17 protein-coding genes, 3 tRNA genes and 1 rRNA gene (1 of these 21 running past the window's edge) are annotated in these 17,341 nt (G+C 46.6%); 17 read left to right on the top strand and 4 right to left on the bottom strand.

What is annotated here, in order from left to right; genetic code table 11:
• From KE531_07975 to KE531_07960, 4 genes are all read left to right on the top strand, one after another.
• A 23S ribosomal RNA gene (locus tag KE531_07975) occupies positions 1 to 2,066 on the top strand; it begins 824 nt to the left of the window's first position.
• Between the two features lie 71 nt (positions 2,067 to 2,137).
• A tRNA-Asn gene (locus KE531_07970) sits at positions 2,138 to 2,210 on the top strand.
• An 84-nt stretch (positions 2,211 to 2,294) separates the two neighbouring features.
• Positions 2,295 to 2,366 (top strand) — tRNA-Glu (locus tag KE531_07965).
• 16 nt (positions 2,367 to 2,382) lie between these two features.
• Positions 2,383 to 2,453: transfer RNA gene (locus KE531_07960), tRNA-Cys, on the top strand.
• A 213-nt stretch (positions 2,454 to 2,666) separates the two neighbouring features.
• Here the strand turns inward: KE531_07960 and KE531_07955 are convergent.
• The 4 genes from KE531_07955 to KE531_07940 all read right to left on the bottom strand — a co-directional run bounded on the left by KE531_07955 (position 2,667) and on the right by KE531_07940 (position 6,659).
• Entirely contained in the window at positions 2,667 to 3,839 is a 1,173-nt protein-coding gene (locus KE531_07955) for a site-specific integrase (GenBank protein MBR9953560.1), read from the bottom strand.
• An 82-nt stretch (positions 3,840 to 3,921) separates the two neighbouring features.
• Entirely contained in the window at positions 3,922 to 4,104 is a 183-nt protein-coding gene (locus tag KE531_07950) for an excisionase (GenBank protein MBR9953559.1), read from the bottom strand.
• 19 nt (positions 4,105 to 4,123) lie between these two features.
• Entirely contained in the window at positions 4,124 to 6,145 is a 2,022-nt protein-coding gene (locus KE531_07945; protein ID MBR9953558.1) for a hypothetical protein, read from the bottom strand.
• The gene (locus KE531_07940; protein ID MBR9953557.1) at positions 6,081 to 6,659 is read right to left on the bottom strand and encodes a hypothetical protein; all 579 of its coding nucleotides are present in this window, start codon (positions 6,657 to 6,659) and stop codon (positions 6,081 to 6,083) included. Before KE531_07940 ends, KE531_07945 begins: the two co-directional genes overlap by 65 nt.
• A gap of 643 nt (positions 6,660 to 7,302) precedes the next feature.
• Here KE531_07940 and KE531_07935 point away from each other — a divergent pair.
• The 13 genes from KE531_07935 (at position 7,303) to KE531_07875 (ending at position 16,811) form a co-directional block, all read left to right on the top strand.
• Positions 7,303 to 8,025, top strand: a complete 723-nt coding sequence (locus KE531_07935; GenBank protein MBR9953556.1) for a trypsin-like peptidase domain-containing protein — start codon at positions 7,303 to 7,305, stop codon at positions 8,023 to 8,025.
• A 341-nt stretch (positions 8,026 to 8,366) separates the two neighbouring features.
• Positions 8,367 to 9,827, top strand: coding sequence for a ParB/RepB/Spo0J family partition protein (locus KE531_07930; protein MBR9953555.1), 1,461 nt, complete (start codon positions 8,367 to 8,369; stop codon positions 9,825 to 9,827).
• A 293-nt stretch (positions 9,828 to 10,120) separates the two neighbouring features.
• Positions 10,121 to 10,462: a hypothetical protein gene (locus KE531_07925; GenBank protein MBR9953554.1), complete on the top strand. Its 342-nt coding sequence runs from the start codon at positions 10,121 to 10,123 to the stop codon at positions 10,460 to 10,462.
• Positions 10,462 to 11,166 carry an antirestriction protein ArdA gene (locus KE531_07920; GenBank protein ID MBR9953553.1) on the top strand — a complete coding sequence of 235 codons (705 nt, stop codon included), beginning with the start codon at positions 10,462 to 10,464 and terminating at the stop codon, positions 11,164 to 11,166. The genes KE531_07925 and KE531_07920 overlap by 1 nt, the downstream gene beginning before the upstream one ends.
• Positions 11,167 to 11,302: 136 nt before the next feature.
• Positions 11,303 to 11,701 (top strand): PcfB family protein, encoded by a 399-nt coding sequence (locus KE531_07915; GenBank protein ID MBR9953552.1) that lies wholly within the window; start codon positions 11,303 to 11,305, stop codon positions 11,699 to 11,701.
• Entirely contained in the window at positions 11,688 to 13,541 is a 1,854-nt protein-coding gene (locus tag KE531_07910) for a type IV secretory system conjugative DNA transfer family protein (GenBank protein MBR9953551.1), read from the top strand. Before KE531_07915 ends, KE531_07910 begins: the two co-directional genes overlap by 14 nt.
• 96 nt (positions 13,542 to 13,637) lie before the next feature.
• Positions 13,638 to 13,778, top strand: coding sequence for a hypothetical protein (locus KE531_07905; protein ID MBR9953550.1), 141 nt, complete (start codon positions 13,638 to 13,640; stop codon positions 13,776 to 13,778).
• Positions 13,779 to 14,052: 274 nt separating this feature from the next.
• Positions 14,053 to 14,460 (top strand): helix-turn-helix transcriptional regulator, encoded by a 408-nt coding sequence (locus tag KE531_07900; GenBank protein MBR9953549.1) that lies wholly within the window; start codon positions 14,053 to 14,055, stop codon positions 14,458 to 14,460.
• A 12-nt stretch (positions 14,461 to 14,472) separates the two neighbouring features.
• Positions 14,473 to 14,796, top strand: a complete 324-nt coding sequence (locus KE531_07895) for a hypothetical protein (protein MBR9953548.1) — start codon at positions 14,473 to 14,475, stop codon at positions 14,794 to 14,796.
• Between the two features lie 222 nt (positions 14,797 to 15,018).
• Entirely contained in the window at positions 15,019 to 15,465 is a 447-nt protein-coding gene (locus KE531_07890) for a sigma-70 family RNA polymerase sigma factor (protein ID MBR9953547.1), read from the top strand.
• The gene (locus KE531_07885; GenBank protein ID MBR9953546.1) at positions 15,455 to 15,658 is read left to right on the top strand and encodes a helix-turn-helix domain-containing protein; all 204 of its coding nucleotides are present in this window, start codon (positions 15,455 to 15,457) and stop codon (positions 15,656 to 15,658) included. Before KE531_07890 ends, KE531_07885 begins: the two co-directional genes overlap by 11 nt.
• Positions 15,659 to 15,737: 79 nt before the next feature.
• The gene (locus KE531_07880) at positions 15,738 to 16,262 is read left to right on the top strand and encodes a hypothetical protein (GenBank protein ID MBR9953545.1); all 525 of its coding nucleotides are present in this window, start codon (positions 15,738 to 15,740) and stop codon (positions 16,260 to 16,262) included.
• Positions 16,263 to 16,316: 54 nt separating this feature from the next.
• Complete coding sequence (locus KE531_07875) at positions 16,317 to 16,811, top strand: GNAT family N-acetyltransferase (GenBank protein ID MBR9953544.1); 495 nt, start codon at positions 16,317 to 16,319, stop codon at positions 16,809 to 16,811.
• The last annotated feature ends 530 nt before the right edge of the window (positions 16,812 to 17,341 follow it).

Genomic DNA, 17,341 nt, shown 5'->3' with positions numbered 1-17,341 from the left:
CGAACCCGGAGATAGCTGGTTCTCCTCGAAATAGCTTTAGGGCTAGCCTCGTATTAGTCTGATGCAGGTAGAGCACTGAATTTCCTAGGGGGCGTCAAAGCCTACCGAAGAATATCAAACTCCGAATGGCATCCAGATGATGTACGGGAGTCAGACTGCACGAGATAAGTTGGGCAGTCAAAAGGGAAAGAGCCCAGACCTACGGCTAAGGTCCCCAAGTGCGTGTTAAGTGGAAAAGGATGTGGGATTTCAAAGACAACTAGGATGTTGGCTCAGAAGCAGCCACACATTCAAAGAGTGCGTAATAGCTCACTAGTCGAGAGGTCCTGCGCCGAAAATGTCCGGGGCTAAAACACGACACCGAAGCCTAGGAATGATTTTTAATCATTGGTAGAGGAGCATTCTTAAATGGGCGAAGCAGTACCGATAAGGAGCTGTGGACGTTTAAGAAGAGAGAATGCCGGAATGAGTAGCGAGATGGAGGTGGGAATCCTCCAGGCCGAATATCTAAGGGTTCCAGGGTAAAGCTGATCTGCCCTGGGTAAGTCGGGGCCTAAGGCGAGGCTGAGAAGCGTAGCCGATGGACAACAGGTTTAGATTCCTGTACCACATGGTATCAGAACTGTGGGGACGCAGAAGGATAGGATGACCGGGGAACAGAATCTCCGGGCAAGCGGGGTAGGAGTATGGTTGGCAAATCCGCCATACAATCCGAAGACGTGACGCGGACCGAACAAAAGTAGGGAAGCATCTGATTCCGGCTGCCGAGAAAAGCCGCTATTGCGTACCATGTGCCCGTACCGTAAACCGACACAGGTGGATGAGGAGAGAATCCTAAGGCCGGCGGGAGAAGCATTGTTAAGGAACTCGGCAAAATGACCCCGTAACTTCGGGAGAAGGGGTGCCAGGGAGACCTGGCCGCAGAGAATAGGCTCAAGCAACTGTTTAGCAAAAACACAGGTCTATGCGAAACCGTAAGGTGAGGTATATGGGCTGACGCCTGCCCGGTGCTGGAAGGTTAAGAGGAGAGGTTAGCGAAAGCGAAGCTTTGAATTTAAGCCCCAGTAAACGGCGGCCGTAACTATAACGGTCCTAAGGTAGCGAAATTCCTTGTCGGGTAAGTTCCGACCCGCACGAAAGGCGTAATGATTTGAGCGCTGTCTCGACAATGCACCCGGTGAAATTGAAGTACCAGTGAAGATGCTGGTTACCTGCGCCAGGACGGAAAGACCCCATGGAGCTTTACTCCAGCTTGATACTGGGATTCGGTGATGCATGCACAGGATAGGTGGGAGGCTGTGAAGCTTGGACTCCGGTCTAAGCAGAGCCGCTGTTGGGATACCACCCTTGCGTCACTGGGTTTCTAACCTGTCACCATGACCTGGTGAGGGGACAATGTCAGGTGGGGAGTTTGACTGGGGCGGTCGCCTCCGAAAGGGTATCGGAGGCGCTCAAAGGTTCCCTCAGAATGGTTGGAAACCATTCGAAGAGTGCAAAGGCAGAAGGGAGCTTGACTGCGAGACCGACGGGTCGAGCAGGTAGGAAACTAGGACTTAGTGATCCGGTGGTATGAAAGTGGGATTGCCATCGCTCAACGGATAAAAGCTACCCTGGGGATAACAGGCTTATCACTCCCAAGAGTTCACATCGACGGAGTGGTTTGGCACCTCGATGTCGGCTCATCGCATCCTGGGGCTGAAGTAGGTCCCAAGGGTTGGGCTGTTCGCCCATTAAAGCGGTACGCGAGCTGGGTTCAGAACGTCGTGAGACAGTTCGGTCCCTATCCGGCGCAGGCGGAGGATATTTGAGAGGAGCTGTCCTTAGTACGAGAGGACCGGGATGGACGGACCGCTGGTGTACCGGTTGAGCTTCTAAGCTCATGGCCGGGTAGCCAAGTCTGGAAGGGATAAACGCTGAAGGCATCTAAGCGTGAAGCCCCCCTCAAGATGAGATATCCCATTCGAAAGAAGTAAGACCCCTTGAAGACGACGAGGTAGATAGGGCAGAGGTGGAAGTACAGTAATGTATGGAGCTGACTGTTACTAATCGGTCGAGGGCTTAACCAGAAGGTTTGTGGGTGGATGGATGTGTTCAATATGTGGTTTTGAAGGTATGTGAAAGTTCCTATCTTCAATATTCCTCGATAGCTCAGTCGGTAGAGCACGCGGCTGTTAACCGCGCTGTCGTAGGTTCAAGTCCTACTCGGGGAGTTTTTTTCATACTATCCGGTTCCATAGGGATGAGAACTGGTTGACAGAGGCAGTTAAATGTGATAGGATAGATATGCAAATTTAGGCCCCATGGTCAAGCGGTTAAGACATCGCCCTTTCACGGCGGTAACACGAGTTCGAATCTCGTTGGGGTCATTGTCAAATTGAATATGGCGACGTAGCCAAGTGGTAAGGCGCGGGTCTGCAACACCCTTATCACCGGTTCAAATCCGGTCGTCGCCTCTTTGAGGAATCACAGGAATGTGGTTCCTTTTTTCTGTGAAAAATCTAGGTTTTATGCGGGTTTGCGGGCTTTTGAGCTCGTCATGGGGGGTCTGTTCGGTGAAGGTGCGCCGCCCTGGAAATGGCCGTTTTGAGCCGTTTAAAACCGTTGGGCGGTGCAAAATAGTTCACCAATAGTTCACCAAACATGACGCTCTGGGCAACGAGCATTGTTCATTCCAAGGCCATTACGGCTGAAGCAGCGCGTCTTAAATCAGTATGCACATAGGTATCATAAGTGATTTTTACAGAAGAGTGTCCCATCAGCTGACTTACGACCTTAATGTCTACATTTGCTTTTATTAAGTTGCTGGCAAACGTATGGCGGAGGGCATGGACTGTTACAGGCTGCATACCGAGACTTCTCTGCATCTTCTGGAAAATTTGATAGAAAGAATTTTGTACGACCATTTTTCCGGAAGCAGTGGCGATCACAAAATTGGTTTGAATATTCTCCTGCAGCTGATGATCTCTCAGCATATTCAATGCGCTAAGGGCCTTACTATTAAGCGGAATCTGCCGGATGCCAGTTTGCGTTTTCGTAGACGTGATAATTTGCTGGCTGCCTTTTTGACAAGTTCCATTTTCACTACGATTTTTTATACGCGAAGCATTTTGAGAGACGGTAATCGTTTGAGCATCGAAGTCCACTTTATCCCAGGTAAGGGCCAATGCCTCCCCGGAGCGTAGCCCTGTATTGGCAATCAGGACATATGCCGGCGCATAGCGAAAACGCGGTTTCCCATTGGAGCAGGAGGAATACTGAGCATTTTCCAGCTTTTGCAGATCTTCACTATTTAAAATCTGAATCACTTTTGTCGCAATCGATAAATTTTCCTTTTTGGGAAGTCTAACGCCATCTACGGGGTTAAAACTAAGATCTCTCACTGCCACGGCATATCGCAGACAATCATTCAGGAGATTGTAAATTTTTTTCAGCGAAGAATACGATAATGTTTGGGTATAGGAATTTATCAGCATCTGAATTTCCAGCGTTGTTAAATTCCCGAGCTGACTGCGCCCGACTTGTGTATTCTTAATCTGATTTTCAAAGGTGCGCTCCAATCGGTCAAAAGAAGCAGGCTTCATGCTGGGTTTTTTGATGTTCCTTAACCAGACTTCTATGTACTCATTAACAGTCTGGCGCCGCGGAACTATTTCCTTACGCTGTGTTAATGCGTGAAATTCAGCAAGCTTCTTTTGAACCTCTTTTTCAGAGGTACCAGTGTAGTAGAATACGTCATAACCAGAAACTTTTATTTTGCCTAAATAAGTTCCATTGGATTTTTTTACAATGTTTCCTGTGCCTTTTTTGCGTCGACTAGTTTTCAATGTACTATCTGCCATTTAAATCTTCCTTTCTGATAAAAATGGCGGCTCACGAAGTAAGAATACTTCATTAGCCGCCTGGAGTCAAGAACCATCAGGACTAAAAAATAATTTCCTTACCACTATTTTCTAGAATCCATCGTTCTATGGCCTTATCATTTGTTATATATTGCCGGCCAATTTTTACCACTGGCAAAACACCTGCCTGCAAAAGCTGGCGTAATTTGGTTTTACCAAATGGGAAGATAACCAGCAAATCGGAAAATGAATAAAGTTTATTCATAACTTAATCTTCCTCCTCTTCAATCCGTGCATTCCTCGGCTAATCCACTAAACCTGATTCCAATTAAAGCAGATCTGGGATTATGATTTGTTAGATGCACTCTTTTTTGTTGGCAGCCTTCTATGTTATGGCACATCCAAGATAGAAAGCCTGTGTAGGAGAGATAATCATAGCTTTCGCATTCACAGAATTCAATATACCGTCGATATAGATCCTGCGAATAGAGCCAATCTTTCGGATCTCCCGTTGCCATGATAAATTTTTTGGAAAATTCTATTATGGATTGACTGGAATTTTCCTTACAATATCGCCAACTGGATTTCATTTCCTCAGCAGCTTTACAATATGAGAAAATGCAGTGATTCCTAAGAACTTTGTGAAAAGCCATTAAACATTTATATATGATGGCTTCCTTCTCATTCAGCAGCTTTTGGAGTATAAGCGGATCTTCCTCTTCCTTTTTTAGCGGATGCAGGAAAGGAAGAAGGATCATTCTGTCCCAAAAGGCCTCATCACTGTTGTCCGGATAGATTGAAACTGGGAAATTACTCCCGAACAGAAAACGCATTCTACTTTTAACTTCCTTCATATTTTCGTATTTCTGCTCTACTGTTATGGTATCTCCGCCAGTAATTTGTTTAATTATGGCGGTGGTGACAGGGGTAAACTTCCCATTGGGCAAGTCTGGAGCGATATCAAGAAGTTTTCCGTGGATATCCCCAAAAGTGAACCTCCCACTCATTTGGTACGGAGCCCTGCTGATAACATTTTCACTTCCTAATAATTTCCTTAACAGTTCCCCAAGTGTACTTTTTCCACTATTCGGGGTTGTTCCCATTACAAAGAAATATTTTCCTTCATTCACAGGGGATAACAGATATCCCATTACTTCCTTGATACGCTGTATGATTTCTGTATCGCCACCACTGATTTTTTCAAGAAAATTCTCGAATGTTGGTGAATGGGTGTCCTTATTCCAGAATGCATCCAATTCATAGAAAGTAAGATATTTGTGAGAATGCAATAATAATTTCATATCCCACAAATCCAGAACACCATTTTGAAACACAACGTAGTATTGAGCTTTAGTCAATCTGCTGTCCAAATCCTGTGGAACGAGAGTATCATCTGATTGCAAAAAAACTAATAAATCAGAAAATTTTCGTACACTAGTGCTTCCGAATGGGTTGTTACTAACTTGTGATCGTATGAGCCGCAGTAATTGACTTCCATTGCCTATAACGCGGTATGTTTTGCCGGTATAGTAATACAGCAAATCACCATACTTTATAATTTTTACGCAGCCCAGAACAGCTTTCGCCAGATCGTCTAACACCATTATGGGCTGTGAGCGGGAAGAACTCTGAGGGTTAGGAGCTGGAATCGAAGGAACGGGGTGGAAACATTGTCTCCCCTTAACTCGGGTAATGTCGGTTACTGATTCTGGCAAAGTATCCTGGTGTGATGGAAGTCCCTGGCTAATTGTTGAAGGTAAGAGATCTTTGGATATCGGAGGTGATTTGCTGTTCTCCCTGTTGTTGTCAGGGAGAACAGAGTTCTCGCTGTTAATGGGGAGAACTATATCCTCGTTGTTAGGAAGCGCATGTGCCCCTTGACGGATATCACGTGGACGAATCATCCCGGATTCCTTCGATAGGCCATTTGCCTTTAGGCGATGCTGCTTCTTGTGGAATTCGTTATGCTCTTTATTATTAACAGGAGAAGAGAATTCTCCGTTACTAATAAGAGGAGCCGTATCTTCCTCATCATCAGGGAGAGCTTGTGCTCCCTGACGGATATCACGTGGACGAATCATCCCGGATTCCTTCGATAGGCCATTTGCCTTTAGGCGATGCTGCTTCTTGTGGAATTCGTTATGTTCTTTATTATTAACAGGAGAAGAGAATTCTCCGTTACTAATAAGAGGAGCCGTATCTTCCTCATCATCAGGGAGAGCTTGTGCTCCCTGACGGATGTTACGTAGACGCTCCATTTTGGATTCCTTCCATAGGATATTCGCTCCTGGTATGTGCTGTTTCATTCATATCTTCCTTTCGGTCAGGTAATTCTTTTAGTGTTCTCATTATGTAGAAGAGATCGGAATCTTCACCGTCGTAGTTATCTGCGACGAGATACTGATTTTTTCTGTTTTGCCAATCAAAACAGAAAGCTAAAATGCATTTTTCCGTTTCTACCGCGCCAATGGCAAAGAGATCATGGGATGATGCTTCTTCCATATCTTTAAAGAAAAGATAGGACGGTTCCTCCGTTTCTTCCCCCACGCATACGGCTATATTCCTTATACTTTTGGCATTGAAAGAAAATGTACCTGAACATTTCAAGAGTTTAAAGTCAGAGATTTCCCATTCATGCCATATAGTGCCAGACTGTACTATGATAAAGGCGTTTTTTATTCTAAAGTGCCCATAGTCCCGTATGGCGGCCATATTTGCCTTGGGCGAAATAAGAACGCGATCATATTTCGTCGGCTTTTCCGATGCCTGCTGCCAGAGTTCCTGGAATGTTTCCGCATTTATTTGATTTTCAAGGTACATAATGTTTTCCCAACACTCGCCGGCTAAGTGCAGGTACTCCTTTCTAAAAATATTTTTAGGATATCCTGCTATAAGGATACCAGAGTTGCCAACGCGATTCAAAGCCAGGAATTTTGAAAAAATGAAAAAATGGTAATTTGACAAAAGAAATGATATATGATATAATAAAAAATTCAAATAAAGAACCAAACGATTTTATAAGTATGGTATCGTTTGGTTCTTTTATCATAAAAAATAGTATTAGTTTTTTGTTATCTAAAAGTCTTGAGCTGTGAAAGCCATTGTAAATACAGGATTTTCCGTTCATTAGGGCACTTATAAAACCAATGATTTTGCCACTTTGGTACCCAAATGGTGCCCAGATTTTCTATGACGATATAAAATGATACGGGCAGATATAAGAAAAACCATACTATACGAGAGCGAAAGCACTCGTTGCTTTCACTCTCTTGTCTGCCATATAAGCAGGGATGGACAGACCTGTCAGCGGCGGGCGAAGCCCATTCATCTCGACCGTTGGCGAGTGTGGATGGCTCTGCTATTTCGACAAATGAGGAATGTAATAGAAAAATTTATATATGGTTGCTATAATATTTCTATACAAAGCGGCAACTTTGAATTTTTATGAGGGAGATAATCGAAAATGATAATTACTAGAGATGATGCTTTTAAAGTTGTATGTGAACTAAGAACACCATTAAGTGAATCACAATATAATGTTGGCACAGGAATGTTTGTTAGTTCTTCGGTCGATGAAAATAAAATTCGAGGATGGATTCTTACTGCAAGTCATGTAGCGTGCGAAACAACAAATTTTACACAAATTATAATTGCAACAAAAGGTGGAAAGTCAGAAAATTTGCCACTTTCAATGTTTGGTAAAATAACCGATTGGAAATACCATAAAACTGCTGATATAAGCATACTTCCTATTCATTTTACAGATGAGAATATGAAGTTTATGGAAAATAGATTCTTCCCCTTAAATCATTTTAATCTTGAACATAAACCTGTTTCTAGAGATTATGAATTAACTGCAATTGGTTTTCCTCATGGTTTAGGGACGGAGGGTTCCTTTTCTCCATTTACATTTCGTTCATATGCCTCATCTGGATTTGTAACACTTAGTCGTGCTGATACACATACGTTGTCTGAATTTTTTTGCTTAGAAAACCCAAGTGTAGGAGGATATTCTGGATGCCCAGTGTTTGATTTAGGATATTCTTCAAATGGAGTAATACAAATTACTAAAGAACGCACTTGGTGTCATGGCATTATGCATGGAACAATGAGTGATAATACAGGAGGCAAAATAGCAATGGTTACACCAACTTTCTATTTAAAAGATTTGATAGAAAGTATATAAGAAGATAAATCCCAGTTAGAAAAATCCCAGTTTGGTGTGGGTTTGGGATATTCCCAACAATCAAAAATCTCTCTTTCTGTCATAGACGAAAACGAGTGATTTTTACGGAAAGGGTACCCTTTTCCTATGATTGTTTCATATTAGGAACGCTGTAAATACAAGGCTTTTCGGAGCCTGCAATCCGAAAAAAATAAAAATTGATCTATCACATTACGCGAAAGGCCGTCCAGGTGCTATCTTGGGCGGCTTTTTTGCGTGGATAGACCGGAAGGAGGCCAAAAAATAATTACAGAAATTTAAGCCCGAAAATTGTGCAACTTTCACGAAAAGGAGGTTAGTGAATGGCAGATGAAAAACTGAACACGGGGCCCGAGGCGGCAAAAACCGAGGAGGCTCCCGCGCCCGTTGCGGCTGATCCAGCCCGCAGTGAGGCCACGGCTCCCGAACACCAGCCGGAGCAGGCCGGGCCTGCCGAGCCCGGTGATGTGGTCATCTCTGCGGATCAGATTGACGCGCTCATGGCGGATAAGCGCCGGGCGGCCCGGGCCGAGGTGGAAAAAGCGGAAACGCCCCCGGAACAGGAGGCCGGGGCTCCCGCGATGGAGCATCCTGCCGCTGAAAAGGGGGAGCCCGAAAAGCCGCGCCGTGGCCGTCCCCCGAAATCTGAAAAGGCGGAGCACACCGAGGCGGAGTCTGAAAAAGCACCGAAGAAGGCCGGGTCCCGCAAGGGCCGCCCGTCTAAGGCTGACAAGGCGGCCCCCGGCGAGGCCCAGCCGTCCAAACGAGACAAATTGTCCCGAAGTGGCGGGAAAGCGCCCGAGGCTCCGGCTCCTCCGGATGCCGGGAAAGGTACTCCCACAAAGGAGGCTGCTCCCCCGGAGCAGGCCCCGCAGGAGCCTGCTGTGCCGCCCCGTCCCGTTGAGGAGGGCAAGCTGGTTTATCTGAAACTTTCCGAGCTCCATCCGTTCCACACATTCCGGCCCCACCCGTTCAAGGTGCGGGACGATGCCAAAATGCAGGAAACGGTGGAGTCCATCAAGCTCAACGGCGTTATGGTTCCCGGCCTTGCCCGCCCCGAAAAGGACGGAAACGGCTATGAGATTGTGGCGGGCCATCGGCGCTGTCGCGGCAGTGAGCTGGCGGGCCTGGAGGAAATGCCCTTTATTGTCCGGGATATGACCGACCATGAGGCGGTTGAGGCCATGAAGGACAGCAATAAGCAGAGGGATCAGACGCTCCCCAGCGAGCTGGCCGCCCTTTTGGATCTGGAAGTGGAGGACATTAAGCACCAGGGCGGGCGGCTGAAAGGCGTGGCCGAAGGGGATGTAGGAAAACGCTCCGTTGAGATCGTGGGTAACGCGCATGGCATGAATTATAAGAAAGTCATGCGCTATCTGCGCCTTAACCATCTTGTCCCGGAGCTCATAAACAAGGTGGACGATAAAAAGATGGGCTTTATGCCTGCGGTGGAGCTCTCTTACATCAAGCCGAAAAACCAGCGTCTGATTGCCGTTTCCATTGACGGGGAGCAGGCGTCCCCCTCTCTGGCCCAGGCCAAACAGCTCCGGGAGCTGGATAAGGAGGGCAAGCTCAACGGCGATGTGATTGACGGCATCTTATCAGAAAAGAAAAAGGAGGATCGCGGCGTGATTATTTCGATGGCTGAACTGGAGAAATATTTTGGCAAGGAGGTTACACCCGCCAAAATGAAGGAGCAGATTATGACCTTGCTGGACGAGTGGAAAGAGAAACAGCCGCCCGAGCTGGCAAAAGCCCCGAAAAAGATGGAAAAAGACAAGTAACCTATCCACTTCGAGACAAATTGTCCCGAGGGGCCCCGCCCCTCTTGCAGAAGGCTCTGTGGTGATATATCCCCCGTCGCCGCCTATATTCCTGCACAGCCGGGAGTGGGCCGTCAAGGGTGCAACGCACCGCCGCTTGCGGCGGCTTGCCCTTGACGGTCTGCCCCGGCTGTGCTACTTAAAACGGCGCGGCGGGGGCATATATCCTCCAGAGCCGCCCCCTTTCCCATGAATGGGAAAGGGCGGGGGGATTGGGCTGAAGTATCCTTAATAAAAGATCGGAGGTTTTGACAATGAAACGCCCACTTGCTTATATTACCGCCGCATGGCTTGGCGGCGACAGTGAAAACGCGGAACAGGCGGCCCGGTATTGCCGGGCGGTGTACGAGGCGGGGTTTTCTCCCATCTGCCCTCCCCTGTATCTGCCTTTGTTTCTCAATGATGCAATTCCCGAGGAGCATAAAAGCGGCATTGATATGAGCCGCGATCTGCTCCGCCGCTCTCATGTGCTGGTGGTCTGCGGCCATACCATGACCGAGGCCATGAAAAACGACATCGCCGTTGCCCAGCGCCTGGGGATCACGGCTACTACCCTTGAAGGCATTTTGACCGTCAAGGGCCAGGGCCGCCGCTGATGGCGGCCCTTTTTGAAGCCTACATCACGAACCTGGGGAAATACAACGAGGGCGAAGTGGTAGGAGAAACGCTGAAATTCCCCACTACCACGGAGGAAGTGCAGGCGCTCCTAAAGCGCATCGGCGTGGACGGGGTGCGGTATGAGGAGTTTTTCATTACCAGCTTTGATGGCGATGTGCTGGGGCTCTATGACTATCTGACGGAATACGAAAATCTGGACGAGCTCAACCATCTTGCCTGCCTGCTCTCCGAACTGGATCAGAGCGACTTGGAAAAATTCGAGGCTGTGATTGACTGTGGCAGTCATACTTCCAGCGTGGCAGACCTGATCAACCTTACGCAAAATCTGGACTGCTACGAGTTTTATCCCGATATTGAAAACGAGGAGGATTTGGGCCGCTATTTTTCGGAGGACTTGCCGATCCCGGACGAGCTGAAAGATTATTTTGATTATGAGGCATACGGGCGGGATATTTCCATCAACAAGAGCGGCCACTTTGCCCCCGGCGGCTATATTGTCCAGACCAGCGGGGACTTTAAGGAGTTTTACCGCGATACGAAGGACATTCCCGCCGAACACCGGGTTTTCTCCTATCCGAAACTTTCCATCCGGGAGCAGATGGCGGCCTACAAAGAGATTATTGACGGCTCCTCCCTGGAGGGCTATCGGAAACTTTCTAATAAGGAGCGTGAGGAACGATAGGCGGCACTTCGAGACACTTTGTCCCGAGGTAGCCGCCGGAAAGGAGGCGGTGTAACTGATTGATGAAGATGTTTCCCGGCGCACGATTGCCGTATCTGTCCGCGCCAGCAAGCTGACGGCCCGGGGCCTTGCCTATGTGGTGGGAGCTGTGGGCCGGAAGATCCGAAAGGCCCACCGGGAGCACCAGACGCCCCACGGCAGGCAGAGCGTGAAAAAGCTCATGGCCCACGGCGCGGCCACAAACAGCATTGAGCTATCCGGGGACACGAAGGCGTTTGACCGGGTGGCCCGGAAGTGGAATGTGGACTATGCCTTTTATAAAACCGGGCCGGACAAATATCTGTTGTTTTTCAAGGCTGGGCAGGCGGATGCGATTACCGCCTGCTTTTCTGAATACTCGCGGAAGGTGCTGAATAAATCCAAGTCCCGCCGTGTTCCCATCCGGGAACAGCTTAAACAGGCGGCGGATCAGCTTGCGAAGGAGAAACCGCGCAAGCGGGAACGGGTAAAGGAGGCGGTTCGTGAGGACAGATAAAATCAAGAAATATGTACTTCCCAATATCCCCTATCTGTTCGTGCTGTGGGCCTGCCTAAAGCTGGGGACGGCCTACCGGCTGGCCGGGGGCGCGGATTTGCCCCATAAGCTCATGGGCCTGGGCCAGACCATCAGCCCGGCCTTTGCCGACTTTGCGCCGGGGCTTAATCCCCTTGACTGGCTCATCGGCATCGTGGGCGCGGCGGGCTTTCGGCTCTTGATTTACTTCAAAAGCAAGAACGCCAAAAAATACAGACGGGATGAAGAATACGGATCGGCGCGGTGGGGCGGCCCCAAAGACATCGCCCCTTTCGTCGATCCAAAGTTTGAAAACAACATCATTCTGACCGGGACGGAGTTCCTTACCATGAACACCCGCCCCAAAAATCCAGCCAACGCCCGCAACCTAAACGCCTGCGTCATCGGTTCGTCCGGCTCGGGAAAAACCCGCTTTTGGCTTACTCCCCAGCTGCTCCAGGCCAGCGCGGACAAAAAGGACGGGTGCAGCTTTGTCTGTGTCGATCCGAAAGGCGGGGTGCTCTCCCAGGTGGGAGCTTTCCTGCAACGGCGTGGGTATCGGATTAAGGTTTTCAATTCCATTGATTTCTCAAAATCCATGCACTACAATCCGCTGGCCTATATCAAGAATGAGGCGGACATCCTCAAATTTGTGGATGCGCTGATTTCCAACACCAAAGGCGAGGGCAAGGAGGGCGATCCGTTCTGGACAAAGGCGGAGACGCTCTTATACTGCGCTCTGATTGCCTATATCATTTTTGAGGGGCCCGCCGAGGATCGAAACATAAACACGCTGGTCGATATGATTTCCGGCATGGAGGTAAAGGAGGACGATGAAAATTTCCTAAACGCTGTGGACTATATGTTCAAGGGGCTGGAGAAACGCAAGCCGGACTGCTTTGCGGTCAAGCAATACCGCAAATATAAGTTAAGTAGCGGCAAAACTGCCAAGTCGATCTTGATTTCCTGCGGTGCGCGTCTGGCCCCCTTTGACATCCCCCAACTCCGGGAGATTATGAGCTATGACGAGATGGAGCTTGACCGCATCGGGGATCGGAAAACGGCGGTGTTCTTTATCATTTCGGACACCACGCAGACCTATAACTTTCTTGTGGCCCTGGCCTTTTCGCAGATGTTCAATCTGCTGTGCGAAAGGGCCGACAATGTTCACGGGGGCCGCCTGCCCCACCATGTACGGGTGCTGTGGGACGAGGCGGCAAACACGGGACAAGTGCCCCAGCTCGAAAAAATCTGCGCCGTGATCCGCTCCCGCGAGGTATCGCTGACACTCTTTTACCAGCAGTTGGCGCAGTGCAAGGCCATTTACGATAAACACGCGGAGACAATCCTCGGAAATATGGACAGCGTGGTATTCCTGGGAGGCCGCGAGGCCAGCACCATCAAGGAAATATCGGAAAACTGGCTGGGGAAGGCAACCATCTATATGCAGACCGATGGCCGTTCGAAGGGGCAGTCGGAAAGCTACAATCTGAACACCCAGCGGCTGGGCCGGGAGCTGATGACGCCCAGCGAGCTGGCAACCATGCCCGGGGACAAGTGCATTTTACAGCTTAGGGGCCTGCCCCCGTTCTACTCCCCGAAGTATGACCTAAAAAAGCACCCGAATTATAAATACACGGCTGAGGCCGACAAAATCAAAAACGCTTTTGACCTCGATAAGCTCATTAACCGCCGCAGGCGGCCCGGGCTTAACGAGGCGTGTGAGATGTATGAGGTGGCTGTGCCGGACGATGCGCTCACGGAAGAGGACGAGGACATCCTCAACTATGACGACATCGACGATCCAGACGCCTTTGCATAAATGGACTTTGGGACAAAGTGTCCCGAAGTTGTAACCTGCCGCCAGTAATGGCGGCTTTTTTCATGGCCGGGGAACACCCGGAGAAATGGAGGCTCTATGCAGTTCTTTTCTTCCGCTATTGATACTTTACAGACCCTTGTTGTGGCTCTCGGCGCTGGCCTGGGCGTGTGGGGCGTAGTCAATCTCCTGGAGGGCTACGGATCGGACAACCCTGGCTCCAATGCTCATGTGCCATAAAGTAACATAAAAAATTAAAAGATAGACAACCCACTATTCCAAAATACAAAAACAACAATAGATAAAACCGTATCTTTAATGTATAATAAATAGCAAATTCGCTGATATCGTTAATGGTAAATACTTCCTAAATGTATATGGGGTGTTCCACCTTTAACTACTATATATTGTATGTAAAAGAATTTTGACAAGAATATTTAGTTGATGTAAAGCAATTTTGATAGACAATCAATTCAAAAAATGTGATAGTGTTTACGAAAGGAGGAAAAGTGTTATGGAGATAGGCGTCAAGCTAAAACAGGCAAGAGTAAAGGCGGGATTAACTCAAGAGTGTGTGGCGGAGAAAATACAAGTTTCCCGTCAAACCATATCAAACTGGGAAAACGAAAAATCATTTCCTGATATTGTGAGTGTAATCAAACTGAGTAACTTGTATGATATTAGCCTTGACAGACTTTTGAAGGAGGATACAGAAATGATAGAACATTTGGAGAAAAGCACAAACACTGTAAAGAGTAATCAAAAACTGATTTTAGCAATCGCCATAAATATTTTGATTCTCATTTTGTTTACATTGTTTAATGGACTAATAGTAAAAAATAACTATTTGATTATGGGAGGTTCATCTCTCAGTATTATCTCGACTTGTATGGTATTTTATCAGATAATAAAAAAACTTTAGGAGGAATTAGTAATGATAGTTTTAGCAACTACTTTTGTATTTATGGTTTTATTAGGTGCATTTACTTTTATTTATCAACTTTTCAGATTAGTAGCTCTTGATGCAGAAAGCAGAGGATTGAAACACCCTAATTTTTGGGGCATTTTTTCACTTAGTGGAAATGGCGGTGGTGGTCTTTTATTATACCTAATCGGTAGAAATAAGTATCCCTCTAATATGACGGATAGTTCAAGAAGAGAATTTGACTCTCGAAAAAAAAGAGTCGGTTTGGCGTTAAGTTTCATTGCCATAGGAACAATCGGATTGATTTATATTTCCCTATTTGGTAATCTTTAAAATCAAATTGCGCGGAAAAGATTAGTGAATATTATATAGCAAAGCCAGCCGAGCCAGCCAACGGTCAAGATGAACGCCGCGTACCGCGCCGCCGTTGACAGCCCCGCCCGTCTTTGCAGGAGGGTAATCAAGGGGCGACAGCAAAGAGTGCTGCCGCCCCCTGTTTATCATAAATGCAGCCCGTCAACCATGCACAAGCCTTTGAGGAAAGGGGGAATTTCCATGACCTGTACGGAAGAATACAAAGAGCATATCGAGTACACGTTCCACGCTTTTTGTAAAGTCGTTATCCGCAACGCTATGTGTACTGCTGTCAGAACAAGGAACCGCAAATACAAAAGAGAAATATCCCTTGAATACCTCACAGAAGAAAAATATCACCCTTTAGGCACGAACGATAAATGTTTTCAAGCCCCGGAGCCGGACGAGGAATACATACTGAACCTTTGCGGCGATACGGTTATCTTGAACAACGGCCTGCTGGTACAAGCTCTCTCCCGTCTGCCGGTAGAAGAACAGGAAATGCTTTACCTATCCTTTTACCGCCGCATTTCACAGGAGAAAATCGGCAAGCTGTACGGGCGCAGCCGCAGCGCGACCGGCCGCCATATCCGCAAGTCCATACGGCGGCTTTATGAGGAAATGGAGGGAATGGCGCATGAGGAATAACCGACTTCTCCCATACGAAATAATCATCAAAGCCACCAGCGGCGAGCCGGAGGCGGTCAACACTGTTTTACAGCATTACCGGGGACTTATCTGTTATTACTCTCTTGTTGATGGACGGGTAGACCAGGACACAGAGGACTACATCACAGAAAAGCTATTGACCGCAATTTTTAAATATGAGTTTGGCAGATAACGCCGCATACAGCTATACTTATGTGACGAAATAGAGTATAATAAAGCCAGTGACAAATTGGAAGTTGTGGAGGAAATATATGAATACTTTAATTATATATGGCAGTCAGTATGGCACAACAAAGCGATATGCAGAAAAATTTGCAGAAATGACGGATTTTCCAGTTATCAGCTATGAGGATATAAAAACCTTAACTGATTATGAGCGAATAATCTATTTTGGTGGTTTATATGCAGGTGGCATTAAAGGGTTAAAGAATACAGTTAAAAAATTATCTTCAAATACAAAGCTGGTTATCGTGACAGTTGGATTAGCAGATGTGTGTGATAAGGCAAATATAAGCAATATCAGAAATTCCATAAGAAAACAAGTGCCAGAGCATTTATTAAAAGATTCATCTGTTTTTCATTTAAGAGGTGGGATTGATTACCAAAAGTTGACTTTTAAGCATAAAACAATGATGACACTTTTATATAACAAGGCAAAAAAATTGCCAGAAGAAAAGAAAACTGCTGAGATTAAAGCTATGATAGAAACTTTTAACTCAAAAGTTGACTTTGTTGATTTCAATTCCTTAAACCATATAGCAGAAATTATCTCATAAAATCCCAGTTTATAGAGCTGAAAAAATTAGCAGTCAAGTTAGAGGAACAAATTTATGATACGACCTTTAGCAGAGAAAGATTATAATATAGCGATTGATATAGTGAATACAAATTGGAAAAAGACATATTCAGATTATGTAAATCCACTTTTGCTAAATGAAGATGGTTGTAAAAAACGCGCAGAGGAACTAAGGCATGACTTCCAATCAAGACGGCTATTGGAATATGTTTGGGAAGAACAAGGCCAGATATTAGCGCTATTATCAATAGGCGATACAGCAGATATGGATAAAAAAGGAGCTTTTGAGATTTGGCGTATTTATGTAAGACCGGAAGCACAAGGACATAATATCGGCAGCCAATGTATTTCTTTTTCTGAACGAGAAGCTAAAAAGCGAGGTTATCAAGAAATCGTTATATGGGCATTTCAGGAAAATACGGCCGCTATATCGTTTTATCAAAAGAATGGCTATGTAATTGAAGAAAACGAATATTTGGGTGAGCCGTATTTAACCATTGGAACACGTTTAACAAAAACCCTGGTTTAACTTTTACATTATCAAGAAATGAGCGCAACAGAAAAAATCAACAAATCCCAGTTTGTAAAACTAATTGAATAATCTACCGCCACCGGCGGCAGCGAAAAGCAGTAAGTCTGAAAAGATTTGCTGCTTTTTTTGTCGTCCATTTGGCATTTTGAAAAGTTGTCCGTCTTTAGGTACAAAGAGAAAAATTTTATGAAATCTCCGTCATTTTCCCTTTTTCATGGTTTGTAGGGAATAGGGAGAACTTTTCATTCCATTTGGCATTTTTCATCTTTTTTGGGGAGTTGGGATTGAGCGGAGGAAATCTGCCCCACCTTTGGCATTTCCCACGCCGCCGGAACTATAAGAAACGAGAGAAAATTTGTAAAAATTCCCGAACAGCGGGCAGAAAAGCCCTCTCCAAGTGTATCTTTAGCGGAAAGGAAGAACAGCGGGTAAAAACCGCCGTCCCATTCGCTTTATGAGCGGCAAAAGGAAACGGCACACCGCAGCCCCATCCCCGCCGCAACTGGATATTTCCCGCCGGTATCAGC

It is taken from the genome of Eubacteriaceae bacterium Marseille-Q4139 (assembly GCA_018223415.1).
Lineage (GTDB): Bacteria > Bacillota > Clostridia > Lachnospirales > Lachnospiraceae > CABSIM01.
The sequence above is the reverse complement of the archived record's forward strand: the minus strand, read 5'-3'. Positions and strand labels throughout refer to the sequence as shown.